The organism is Brevibacillus aydinogluensis (genome assembly GCF_961514395.1).
In the GTDB taxonomy this organism is placed as follows: Bacteria; Bacillota; Bacilli; order Brevibacillales; family Brevibacillaceae; genus Brevibacillus; species Brevibacillus aydinogluensis.
Genome location: NZ_OY569118.1, coordinates 1,916,340 through 1,928,359, shown reverse-complemented (window position 1 = coordinate 1,928,359; position 12,020 = coordinate 1,916,340). Strand labels below are relative to the sequence as shown.

The window sequence follows — 12,020 nt, the reverse complement described above, 5'->3', positions numbered from 1 at the left end:
CGTTTGTTGTCTTGTATTTAGTGGAAGAAGCGCGAAAGCTCTCCACGTATCAACGCATTCTCGCCGTGACGAGTCGCGTTGTTAAACAAGATTTGCTGCTTCAAAAGCTGATGCAGTTCCTTTTCGGACATTTCCTTCCGCTTGGCCTCGGAAGTGGCAGTGATCTCCGTCTTTTCCGCGGCGGACTGCTGCATCTGCAGCACCTGCTTGATGCCGGCGATGTTGAGTCCTTTTTCGATCAGCGCCTTGATTTCCAGCAAGCGATCGACGTCGTTAAAGGAGAAGAGTCGCTGCTTCCCTTCCGTACGTGCCGGCTGAATCAGTCCGTTTTGCTCGTAATAACGGATTTGCCGGGCGGTCAGATCGGTCAACTTCATGACGATCCCGATTGGAAAGAGAGCCATGTTTCGACGAATGTCATCACTCATGACGTGTCCCTCCTCTTCTCAATCCTTGATTGTATTGTATGCGTTTTTAAGAATCCTGTCAATGGATGTTAGAAAAGATTACACAAAATGATGCATCTTTCGGCAAATCAACGCGAAAAAACGGGAAGCGTCTCTTGCAACGCTCCCCGTTTGCAGGCAATTGACTCGTTCACGCCGGTCTGCGACGCCTACGTATTCGGCAGTTCCAGCAGCCCTTTTTCTAACAGGAGGTCCAGCGCGGTCAGGATGCCCACCTTGACATGGGAGTAGGTCAAACCGCCCTGCACGAAGCCCAGGTACGGCGGACGAATCGGGCCGTCTGCGGAAAACTCAATGCTCGCCCCCTGGATGAACGTGCCGGCCGCCATGATGACCGGATCGGCGTATCCGGGCATGTCACTCGGATAAGGGGTGACGTGGGAATCGACCGGTGCCGCCTTCTGGATGCCCTGACAAAACGCGATCAATCGCTCCGCCGAACCAAATTCGACCGATTGGATCAGGTCGGTGCGCGGCTCGTGCCACAGCGGATTGGTCCGAAAGCCCAGCCGCTCCAAGAGTGCGGATGAAAAAATCGCCCCTTTGAGCGCTTCGCCAACCACATGAGGAGCGAGGAAAAAGCCCTGGTACATTTCCAACAGGGAGTACAGCGACGCTCCTCCCTCCGCGCCGATGCCGGGAGCGGCCATCCGGTAGGAAGCGAGCTTCACCAGGTCCTGTCTGCCGACGATGTATCCGCCGGTCTTGACCAGACCGCCGCCCGGGTTTTTGATCAGCGAACCTGCCATGATGTCCGCGCCCACCTGCAGCGGCTCCCGCTCCTCGGTAAACTCTCCGTAGCAGTTGTCCACAAAGACGATCAGTTCCGGATTCCGCCCTTTGACAAAGCGAATCATCTCTTCCAGCTTGGCGATGGTAAACGACGGACGATCAGCGTATCCGCGGGAACGCTGGATGCCGATCACCTTTGTATTCGGGGTGATCGCCTCGGCCACAGCGGCAAAGTCAATTTCCCCCTCCGGCGTCAGCGGCACATAGCGGTACCCGATGCCATAGTCCTTCAGCGAGCCTTGTCCCTCGCCGCGCACACCTACTACTTCTTCCAGCGTGTCATACGGTTTGCCGGTGATGTACAGCAGTTCGTCGCCGGGACGGAGCAGGCCGAACAGGCAGATGGCGATCGCGTGCGTGCCGGAGATGATGTGTGGCCGGACCAAGGCCGCCTCCCCGCCAAACACGTCCGCATAAATCGCTTCCAGCGTCGCACGCCCCGTGTCATCGTAGCCGTATCCCGTCGACGGCGCAAAGTGAAACTCGTTTACTTCATGCTTCTGAAACGAACGGAGCACCTTCAACTGGTTGTAGTCGACCAGGGCGGCAATCTCCTGATGCCGCCCGGCAATCATCGCTTCGACTTCCTGCACGATCGGGCGCAGCCGTTCTCCATGGGTGAATAATGAAAACATTGTCGTTCCTACCAACTCTCTTCTGCAATCTCTGGCTTGTCCAGGAGGAACGGGACAAGCTTCCCGTAAATGGGATGGTCCCGGTTGATGCGTACGGTAATCAGATACGCGGCATTCGCTTCGTCAAACGTCTGCTCCATCTCGATACCTTCGCGGTGCAGCAGCGACACGATGTCTCCGCGCTCTACCGGCACTTTCAGCTTGATCCGGTCAAAGGAAGCGTAGACGTACGTTTCGATGCGCTTCAACAGCCGCTGCAAGTCTTCATCTCGCAGCGCGGAGATGAGAATGGAATCGTCCACCGGCGGCAAGTACGTGCCCTCGCGGATCAAATCGGCCTTGTTGAACACCACGAGCTGCGGGATTTCGTTCGCCCCAAGCTCACGCAGGATGCGCTCCACCACTTCCATGTGGATTTCCAGATCGGGATGGTGGCTGTCCACCACATGCAGGATCAGATCAGCTTCCTGAACGCCTTCCAGCGTAGAGCGGAAAGCAGCCACCAGCGTTGTCGGCAAATCCTGGATAAACCCGACGGTATCCGTGAGCAGCACCTCCATGCCGCTTGGCAGGGAAAGCTGCCGCGTCGTCGGGTCGAGGGTGGCAAACAGTTTGTCTTCCTGCAGGGTGTTCGCGGAGGTCAGCCGGTTTAACAGCGTGGATTTGCCGGCGTTGGTGTAGCCGACCAGCGCAATTTGGTAAACGCTGTTTTTCTTGCGCCGCTCCCGGTGAAGCTGACGGGTGCGCACGATGTCGGCCAGCTGCTGCTTCAGTTCGCTGATTCGCCGTCTGATGTGGCGCCGATCGCTCTCCAGCTTGGTCTCCCCGGGCCCGCGCGTGCCGATCCCGCCCCCCAGGCGGGAGAGCTGCTTGCCCTGTCCCGCCAGGCGCGGCAGCAGGTAATTGTACTGGGCCAGTTCCACCTGGATCTTGCCCTCCCGGGACTGCGCCCGTCCGGCAAAAATGTCCAGGATCAGCTGGGTGCGGTCGATTACCTTGCAGTCGAACACCGTGTCCAGGTTTCGGGTCTGACTGGGCGACAGTTCGTCGTTGAAGATGACCAGATCCACGTCCAGTTCCTGCGCGCGGTGGGCGATCTCCTGTATCTTGCCGCTGCCCAGATACCAGGCGGGATCGATGCGTTCGCGGTTTTGGGTGACCACGTCAAGCACGTCGACACCGGCCGTCCTCGCCAGCTCGTGCAGTTCCTCCATTGAGAGACGTGCCCGCTCCGCATCGCGGTTATCCAAAAAACAGCCGACCAGAATGGCTGTTTCAACACGTTTGATCACATCGTCCACGTATTCACGTCCTTTCCCACCCTATCATACCACAATTCATCCGGTTGTCAGGAAGCGGGCCAGACAAAATCCTCCGGCAGCAGCGTCATCACCTCGTTGCGCGTCGGTTCCGCCACGTCCAATAGCCGCACTGCCTGTCTGCGGATGGCCTGTTCAATGGCGTTCCGAACATAGCGGGCGTTGCTGAAATTGACTTCAAACACATCGTTGCGCTTGCGCATCAGATGGTGTCGCAACTTTTCCCTGGCGGAGGGTGACAGCTTGTATTCCTTTCCCTCCACCATCAACTCGGCAATGCTGATCAGTTCGTCTACCGTGTAGTCGGCAAACCGCAGTTGAATGGGAAAGCGGGAAGGCAATCCGGGATTCAGCTCCAGAAATGCATCCATCTCATCGGTGTAGCCCGCCAGAATGCAGATAAAATCATTGCCGTGGTCTTCCAGTGCCTTTGTCAAACAATCAATTGCTTCCTTGCCAAAATCCTTTTCTCCGCCGCGCGCCAGGGAGTACGCCTCGTCGATGAACAAGATGCCGCCAAGCGCCTTTTTGATGAGCTCGCGCGTCTTTTGCGCGGTATGGCCGATAAATTCGCCGACGAGATCGGCCCGTTCCACTTCGATCAGATGTCCCTTGCTCAAAATGCCCATTTCGCGAAAGAGTTTGCCAAACAAGCGGGCGACCGTCGTCTTGCCGGTGCCCGGATTTCCTTTGAACACCATGTGGTAGACTTGCTTCTCCAGCTTCAGGTTGTGTTTTTCCCGCTCCTTGTTTACCCTCAGCAGCGCGTGGATCTCGTACATCAGCTTTTTGGCTTCACGCAAACCGATCAGCCGCTCCAGCTCGTCGAAGGCGGCGGCCACATTGCCGGGTGCGGTAGTGCGTACCTTGTCGGCCAATGTTTCCGGACGTTTGACCTTTTCCGGCCGGCGAAAGACTACCTGGATGCGGTTAGGAGCCTTGTCTGTCACGGAATCAGCCGGCGGTTGATTACCCGACGGTTTCACCAGCGATCACCTGCCTCATGGTCATACATTAAGTATACGCATGGGGCTGGCAGACCTGCCCATTTTTTTCTACAGGGACGTATACCTGTGGACACCCGCCCGGCCAATCCGGTTGAAAAACCATGACATGACCAGCAGTCCGGTCATGCACCCGGAGAGAAACGGCACGACGCCGCCCAGCAGACGCGCCATCGTCCATGCGCCGCCAGCGCTCCATACCCACGCGGCAGCCGCGAACAGGCCGCATCCGCCCACACCCAGCCAATACATCCATTTTATCCGGACCAAAAGACGTCTCCCGCCGACCACCATTGCCTGCCCGCGATGCACCATCCGCCAGAGTGCCAGCGCAATCAGCGACAAGCCAATGAGCGTACTGCCGTGCTGCAGCAGCTTGTAGACGGGTATGTCCAAGCCCGCCAAAGGAAGCGGCACCCGCTGTTGTAGAAGCGGCAGGCGGCTGACCATGAACGCCCCCTGATGGGTAAACGCGTCCCAGACGATATGGGTGAGACTGCCGATTACTGCCGAATAGGAAAAGACCAGCCCATCGCGCAGCGAACCGATCATCCAAGGCTTGGCCGCAGCGTATCCCAGCCCCCGGTCAAACGGGGCGGGCAGGCAGGCGACCAGGGGGCGCTTGACGATGCGGTGAAAAAGTAAGGCCAACAGAAAACTGAGCGGCAGATCAAACACAAACAGGCCGACCAGGGTATGACTGACCGCGCTGTACGGCCTCAACCGGAAAAAGTATTCAAAATCGGGCGCCATGCTGCCAAAGACCAGTGCGGTAAAAGACAGCCAGCGAACGCGCCAGAAGGGCAGCACGATCGCCGGGTGGGCAAACGTGAACGGCAAAGAACCCACTCTCCATAAGATATTTTATGTAAACTTATAGGCTGTTTCATCCTGTCTGCTGCACCTGTTTTTTTGCGTGCCGGAACCAGCAAACCTGTCCCTGACAGTGAAAAAAGCCCGGATGGCTAAGATCCCGGCTTCGTTGGTGTGACGCTATGCTTGCTGATTGTTGTCTTGAGACATGAGCGACACGGGACGCTGCGGCGTGAACGTGGAAATGGCATGCTTGTATACAAGCTGCTGCTTACCTTCGCTGTCAATCACGATGGTAAAGTTGTCAAACGCTTTGATGTAGCCGCGCAGTTGAAACCCGTTTACCAGGTAGATGGTGACAGCGATGTTCTCCTTCCGCAAGTGGTTCAGGAACGTATCTTGAATGTTGATCGACTGTTTCATGTTCATTACCCCCTAAAAGGACTTGTATGTTATATATTCGGCAATCGCTGAAACTTTCCTGCCAATATCTGCTTGATTGTTTGGACGATCTTCGGACGCTCGGCGGGATCGGTCAGATCAAACCACTGCACCTCCGACATGCGCCGAAACCAGGACAGCTGGCGCTTGGCAAAATGGCGGGTCCGCTGCTTGATGTCGTTGACCGCCTTCTCCAGCGTGATCTCTCCGTACAAATACGGAATCAATTCCTTGTAACCCAGCCCCTGCATCGACGTCAGCGCCGAGCCGTACCCTTGATCCAACAGACGGCGCACCTCGTCCACCAGACCGGCTTCCAGCATCTTGTCCACGCGCTGGTTGATGCGCTCGTACAGCACGTGCCGCTCCATCGTCAATCCGATCATCAGCAGATCGTACGGGGAATGCTGGGCCCGATGTTGAAAATCAGACATTTTGGTGCCGGTCAATTCATAAATTTCCAAAGCGCGAATCACCCGTTTCACATCGTTGGGGTGAAGCCGTTCCGCTGTCAGCGGATCAATCGCGGCAAGCCGTCGATGAAGGGCCTCCGCTCCCTCCGTCTCGGCCAAGCGCTGCAGCCGGCTGCGCAGTTCCGGGTCCTGCTCCGCCTGGGCGAATTGAAAGCTGTGGGTGACCGACTCGATGTAGAGGCCGGTGCCGCCGACGATAAACGGCAGCTTTCCGCGCGCATTTATCTCGGTGATCAGCCGTGTCGCCGCTTTTTGAAACAGCGCCACAGAGTACTCTTCATCCGGATCGATAATGTCGATCAGGTGGTGCGGCACGCGCGCCCGCTCTTCCGGCGTCGCCTTGGCCGTCCCGATATCCATGCCGCGGTAGACCTGCATGGAATCGCCGGAAATGATTTCGCCGTCGAAGCATTCGGCCAGCTCAAGGCTCAGCTCCGTCTTGCCCACGGCGGTCGGGCCGACGATCACGACCAGTTTTTCCTTTGGTGGCAAAGTCACTCCCCTCCATCTGTCTCTTTATAGCTGTACACGACCTGATGGCCGCGCGTGCGAAACGGGGTAAACCCGAACCGCTCGTACAACCGTCCCGCTTTGCCTTCCTTCAGTACGACGCGCCGTTTGGCAACTCTGAGCGCCTCCGCCACCGCCTCCGCATCCAGCGGGGCCATGTTGGCGTGCTCGCGAATGCCGGCAATCCCGGTGGAGTCGTGTACCGTCCGCTCAAACATCGGATCGAAGTAAACTACGTCAAACGAGCGGTCCGGCAGGTCTTTCAGGATGTCGAGATGGTGGCCGTGTCTCACCTCGATCCGGCCCATCGCCTCGCGCAGCGCCTCTGAGTCGGTCGGATAGTGACGCAATCCGTCTGCGACCAGTATCGCGATGTGCTTTTCGGATTCAATCCCGACCACCCTGCCTGTTCGGCCGACAGCATGGGAAAAGACGATCGCGTCGGCACCCAGGCCGAGTGTGGCGTCCAGCACGCTGTCACCTGGTTGAATTTGGCAAGCGGCAAGCATAGTATCAGTATCGCCGCGCTCCATCCGCTTTATACGAAAGACGGCCGTGTTCGGATGAAAAAAGAACGGGCTCTTTCCCTCTGCTTCCAGGCGGACCCCTTTGGCGGTGACGATCAGCACCTCCGCCTCATTGTAGCGCCGGCGCAGCTCCTCAATCGAACAATCGCCCCGCTCGATGACCGGCAGGCCAAACTGTGCAGCCAGTTCAGCTGCGTGGCGGCGCGTCTCCTCGCTGGGTTTCAGTCCGGTGGTAATCAGCATCTACATCACCCGTTTAAACATTTTCTCCAAATCGTATGTGGAGAAGTGGATGATGATCGGCCGGCCGTGCGGACATGTAAACGGACTGGTCGTTTCGCGGAGCGTATTGAGCAAGCTTTCCATCTCCGCATGGGTCAGATAGCGGTTGGCCTTGATGGCAGCCTTGCAGGACATCATGATCGCCGCCTTCTCCCGCATCGCCCGTATGTCTGCTTCAGCCGCCTCGCCCGTCTCCAGCACAAACTGGATCAGCTCTTCGATCACTTCCAGTTCGCTGCCCTCCGGAAACCAGTGAGGATGGCCCCGCACAATGAACGTTCGACCGCCAAACGACTCGATGTCGAGGCCAAACGAACGCAGCAGGGGCAGCTTTTTCTCCAGCTTCACCGCTTCCTGAGCCGTGCACTCCACGGTGTGGGGAAAGAGCAGCATCTGGCTGGCGACGCTCTCCTGCTTCAGTTTTTCCATGAAATACTCGTAGAAAATCCGCTCCTGCGCGGCGTGCTGGTCAATCAGATACATGCCGTTATCGTTCTGCGCCACGATGTAGGTGCCGTGTACCTGTCCGACCGGAAAAAGCAGGGGCACGGCCGATCTATCGCCGTCAGGCTGTGCAGCGGCTGGTTCCGCCTCGGGAGCGGGGAACTGGACAGCAGGCTGCTCTGTCTGCAGGCCATCTGCCGTCATCGGTGCGGTTTCTGCCGGCACCAGGGAAGCCGAATGATTATCGGCTGCAGGTGTTTCCAGCCCGCCGTCTGTACCGGCCGACGCGCTGCCCTCTCTATGAGACGTGCCGAGTGCTTTTGAAGTTGCAGTCAATTCTCCCGCTGCCGCATTTCCCTGCAGCGGAACGGATGCAGGCCGCTCCTGTGCTAGACCCGCGTACTCCCCACCCGATTCCTTTACGACCGTGGCGTCAGCTGGCGCATCTCCGCCCAGCCGCGGGGAGCGCGCTTGTGACAGGGCCTCCTGTCGTGCCAACCACTCCCGCAGACGCGGACTGGCCTCAAGATCGACGGCACGGGAGATGCTTTGACTGCTCGCCGCTCCCGGTTTAGGCAGCTGCAGGTCAAACTGCGGCTGCACCACCTGTTCCACCACTTTTGCCTTACGCTCGGCTGCCATCGGCCGGACGATCTCCAGCCCCTGACGCAGCGTCTCCCGGACGGAACGCTCGATGGCGCCCAGCAGCTGATCTTCCTTGCTGAACCGAACCTCCAGCTTGGCGGGATGGACATTGACGTCGACGAGCGACGGGTCCATCTCGATCTGAAGCGTGACGATCGGATAGCGCCCGATCGGCAGCAGCGTGTGATAACCGCGCAGGATGGCGTTGTTCAGGCCAAAGTGGCGGACGTACCGGCCGTTGACCAGCGTGGACAGATAGGAGCGGTTGGCCCGCGTCACTTCCGTCTTGGAGACGAAGCCGGTCCAGCGGAAGTCCAGTGTCTCCCCGCTGATCGGCAGCAGCAGCTTGGCCACCTGGACGCCGTAAATCGCCGCCATCACGTGCAGCAGCTTGCCGTCACCGGAGGTCTGCAGGAGCACTTTGCCGTTGTGCGTCAGGGTAAAGGCGATGGACGGGTACGTCAGCGCCAGCCGGTTGACGTAGTCGGAAATATGGCCGATTTCGGTGGCGATCGACTTCATGTACTTCAACCGGGCCGGCGTGTTGTAAAACAGGTCGCGCACGCAAATATCCGTCCCTTTGACTGTGGCGGCGTCGGCAATGTTCGTAATTTGGCCACCCTCGATCGTCAGGCGCGTCCCCACCTGGCTGCTGGAGGGACTGCTCGTCAGTTCCATCCGGGAGACAGCGGCGATACTGGGCAGGGCCTCGCCGCGAAACCCCAGGGTGCGAATCCGGAACAGGTCGCGTGTCGTGCGAATCTTGCTGGTCGCGTGCCGTTCAAAGGCCAGCTGGCAGTCTTCCCGGTCCATGCCGTGGCCGTTGTCCACCACGCGGATGAGCTGCAGCCCGCCTTCTTCCACGTGCACCTCGATCGCGCTAGCTCCGGCGTCCACCGCGTTTTCCACCAGTTCTTTCACGACCGAAGCCGGCCTCTCCACCACTTCACCGGCAGCGATCATATTGGCGAGATGCTCATCGAGCACTTGAATGTGTCCCATCGATCTCCTCCTTGGATCGGCCCGTTACGTTTTTTTCAGGCGCTGTCTCCACTCATACAGCTTCAGCATGGCTTCCATCGGCGTCATCTGGTTCAAATCCAGTTCGCGCAGCTCTGCCATCACGGTTTCTTCATCCGGCGACAGGCGGGACACGGGCTCCTCCTTCGCTGCGGACACAGGAGCCGCCCACAGCGCGTCCAAGGTCATCTGCACCTCCTGTGCCGATGTCGCGGCTGCATTTGCTTCCAGTCCGGCGAGAATCTCCCGCGCCCGCTCAATCACCCGGCCGGGCATCTCCGCCAGTTCGGCCACGTGGATACCGTAGCTTTTGTCCGCCCGTCCCGGCTCGATTTTGTGCAGAAACAAGAGCTTGCCGTCACGCTCTTCGCAGCGGGCGTGCACATTGACCACGCCGGGAAGCGACTCTTCCAGGCCGGTCAGCTCGTGATAGTGCGTGGAAAAGAGCGTCTTGGCTCCGATCTTTTCGCGAATGTACTCGATCACTGCCTGCGCCAGCGCCATTCCGTCATAGGTGGACGTGCCGCGGCCAATCTCGTCCAGCAGGATCAGGCTTTGCGCGGTCGCTTTTTGCAAGGCGTGTTTGGTCTCCAGCATTTCCACCATGAAGGTGCTGTGTCCGCCGACCAGGTCGTCGGCTGCACCGATCCGGGTAAAAATCTGGTCCACCAGCGACAATTTCGCCGCTTTCGCCGGAACAAAGCAGCCGATCTGCGCCATGATGACGATGAGCGCGATCTGGCGCATATACGTGCTCTTTCCGGCCATGTTCGGGCCGGTAATGAGCAGGATCTGTCTGTCCGACTGGTTCATCTCCACGTCGTTGGCGACGTATTTTTCCCGATCCAGCACCGCTTCCACGACCGGGTGGCGCCCTTCGCGGATGACGCACTCGCCGGTCGTGACGAGTTCGGGCCGCACATAGCCGCGCTCCTCGCTGACAGTGGCAAATGCCTGTAGCACGTCCACGGCGGCAATGCGTTCAGCCAGCCCCTGCAGGCGGGGAATGTGGGTGGCCACTTCGCTGCGGATGGCGGTAAACAGCTGGTACTCCAGCTCCACCATCTTTTCTTCCGCTTCCAGGATGAGCGCCTCTTTTTCCTTCAGCTCCGGGGTGATGAACCGTTCGGCATTGGCCAGTGTCTGTTTGCGCTCGTAGCGGCCGGCCGGCACGTTTGCCAGGTTGGCACGGGATACCTCGATGTAGTAGCCGAACACCTTGTTGAAGCCTACCTTCAGCGAACGGATGCCGGTTGCTTCCCGCTCCGCCTGTTCCAGTTGGGCAATCCAGTTCTTGCCTTCGCGGCTTGCCGTGTGCAGCTTGTCCAGGTACTCGTCATAGCCGGGCCGGATCAGACCGCCTTCGCGCACGGAAACCGGCGGGTCGTCAACCAGCGCCGACCGCAGGAAAGCAGCGATGTCGGCGCACTCGTCCATCCCTTCGGCCAGTTCGGTGAGCACGCGGGAGCCGGCGTTCAGCAGAAGCTGCCGCAGTTCAGGCACCGCTTCCAGCGACAAGCGAAGCTGCACCAGGTCGCGGGCGTTGGCGTTGCCGTACGAGACACGTCCCGCCAAGCGTTCCAGATCGTAGACCCGATCCAGGCAGGCGCGGACGTCGGAACGCAGCAGCATATCCCCTTTCAAATGTTCCACCGCATCCAGCCGTGCTTCCAGTTCGCTTTTGTTCAACAGCGGCCGCTCAATCCAGCGGCGCAGAAGACGTCCGCCCATGGCTGTCTCGGTACGGTCCAGCAGCCACAGCAGCGAGCCTTTTTTGGACTTGTCGCGAATGGTTTCGGTCAGCTCCAGGTTGCGCCGGGAAAAGTTGTCCATCTGCAGGTACTGCTTGGCGTCATAGCGCTTGATCAGCCTCATGTGGGACAAACTTCGCTTCTGCGTGGAACCGATGTAGTGCAGGAGCGCATTTACCGCGAGGCGCATCGCCAGATCCAGCTCGCGCGCCTGATCCTGATACTGCTGATCGACGGCAAATGCGTTCACCGCCCCGGTTTCTATGTACGTGACCGGCATGTCGGGCTTCAGGTCCTGCGACAGACCGCACACCACCAGTTCCTTCGGCCGGTACTGCATCGCCTCGTCCAGCGCGGCTCCCGCCGTGCCAAACAGCGAGGTGACGTACATCTCGCCCGTGCTCATGTCACAGGCGGCAATACCCATTCGGCCGTCCGCTTCGGCGATCGCCGCCATGTAGTTGTTTTCCTTGTCCGTCAGCCATTTCCCCTCCATCATGGTCCCCGGGGTAATGACGCGGGTCACTTCGCGGCGGACGACACCCTTGGCCGCTTTCGGGTCTTCCACCTGTTCGCAGACAGCCACCTTGTACCCTTTTTTCAAAAGCTCGGCAATATAGGCGTCAGCCGAGTGATGCGGCACACCGCACATCGGGATACGCTCGTCCCCGCCGCCGTCCCGGCCGGTCAGCGTAATCTCCAGCTCACGCGAGGCGGTGATGGCATCGTCGAAAAACAGTTCGTAAAAATCACCTAAACGAAAAAATAAGAAAGTATCCGGGTACTCACGCTTGATCGCCAGATACTGTTGAATCATTGGGGTATACTGAGCCATGTTTTCAAATCTCCTAGCCTGCAATCTCGCCTGTACATTATAGCACGTCCGGCCGGGGAAGT

The 12,020-nt window shown here is 58.8% G+C and carries 10 protein-coding genes; all 10 read right to left on the bottom strand.

Annotated features, from left to right (window positions below; genetic code table 11):
- Positions 1-17 precede the first annotated feature (17 nt).
- The gene (locus Q7F15_RS09415) at positions 18-428 is read right to left on the bottom strand and encodes a MerR family transcriptional regulator (RefSeq protein ID WP_230076989.1); all 411 of its coding nucleotides are present in this window, start codon (positions 426-428) and stop codon (positions 18-20) included.
- A gap of 188 nt (positions 429-616) precedes the next feature.
- Positions 617-1,894: a methionine gamma-lyase family protein gene (locus Q7F15_RS09410; protein ID WP_304415465.1), complete on the bottom strand. Its 1,278-nt coding sequence runs from the start codon at positions 1,892-1,894 to the stop codon at positions 617-619.
- A gap of 8 nt (positions 1,895-1,902) precedes the next feature.
- Positions 1,903-3,195 carry a GTPase HflX gene (hflX, locus tag Q7F15_RS09405; RefSeq protein WP_304415464.1) on the bottom strand — a complete coding sequence of 431 codons (1,293 nt, stop codon included), beginning with the start codon at positions 3,193-3,195 and terminating at the stop codon, positions 1,903-1,905.
- Between the two features lie 47 nt (positions 3,196-3,242).
- Positions 3,243-4,199, bottom strand: coding sequence for an AAA family ATPase (locus Q7F15_RS09400; RefSeq protein WP_304415463.1), 957 nt, complete (start codon positions 4,197-4,199; stop codon positions 3,243-3,245).
- 69 nt (positions 4,200-4,268) lie between these two features.
- Positions 4,269-5,057 (bottom strand): DUF4184 family protein, encoded by a 789-nt coding sequence (locus Q7F15_RS09395; protein WP_304415462.1) that lies wholly within the window; start codon positions 5,055-5,057, stop codon positions 4,269-4,271.
- Positions 5,058-5,210: 153 nt separating this feature from the next.
- Positions 5,211-5,453, bottom strand: a complete 243-nt coding sequence (hfq, locus tag Q7F15_RS09390) for an RNA chaperone Hfq (protein ID WP_171564733.1) — start codon at positions 5,451-5,453, stop codon at positions 5,211-5,213.
- Between the two features lie 29 nt (positions 5,454-5,482).
- The gene (gene miaA / locus Q7F15_RS09385) at positions 5,483-6,442 is read right to left on the bottom strand and encodes a tRNA (adenosine(37)-N6)-dimethylallyltransferase MiaA (RefSeq protein ID WP_171564732.1); all 960 of its coding nucleotides are present in this window, start codon (positions 6,440-6,442) and stop codon (positions 5,483-5,485) included.
- Positions 6,439-7,224, bottom strand: coding sequence for a class I SAM-dependent methyltransferase (locus tag Q7F15_RS09380; protein WP_171564731.1), 786 nt, complete (start codon positions 7,222-7,224; stop codon positions 6,439-6,441). The genes miaA and Q7F15_RS09380 overlap by 4 nt, the downstream gene beginning before the upstream one ends.
- Positions 7,225-9,354 (bottom strand): DNA mismatch repair endonuclease MutL, encoded by a 2,130-nt coding sequence (gene mutL / locus Q7F15_RS09375; protein WP_304415461.1) that lies wholly within the window; start codon positions 9,352-9,354, stop codon positions 7,225-7,227.
- 24 nt (positions 9,355-9,378) lie between these two features.
- Positions 9,379-11,958, bottom strand: coding sequence for a DNA mismatch repair protein MutS (gene mutS, locus Q7F15_RS09370; protein ID WP_171564729.1), 2,580 nt, complete (start codon positions 11,956-11,958; stop codon positions 9,379-9,381).
- Positions 11,959-12,020 lie beyond the last annotated feature (62 nt).

Bases quoted from the DNA above. Each gene is read 5' to 3' on its own strand.
- Q7F15_RS09415 (WP_230076989.1), bottom strand. From the start codon at position 428: ATGAGTGATGACATTCGTCGAAACATGGCTCTCTTTCCAATCGGGATC.
- Q7F15_RS09410 (WP_304415465.1), bottom strand. From the start codon at position 1,894: ATGTTTTCATTATTCACCCATGGAGAACGGCTGCGCCCGATCGTGCAG.
- hfq (WP_171564733.1), bottom strand. From the start codon at position 5,453: ATGAAACAGTCGATCAACATTCAAGATACGTTCCTGAACCACTTGCGG.
- Q7F15_RS09380 (WP_171564731.1), bottom strand. From the start codon at position 7,224: ATGCTGATTACCACCGGACTGAAACCCAGCGAGGAGACGCGCCGCCAC.
- mutL (WP_304415461.1), bottom strand. From the start codon at position 9,354: ATGGGACACATTCAAGTGCTCGATGAGCATCTCGCCAATATGATCGCT.
- mutS (WP_171564729.1), bottom strand. From the start codon at position 11,958: ATGGCTCAGTATACCCCAATGATTCAACAGTATCTGGCGATCAAGCGT.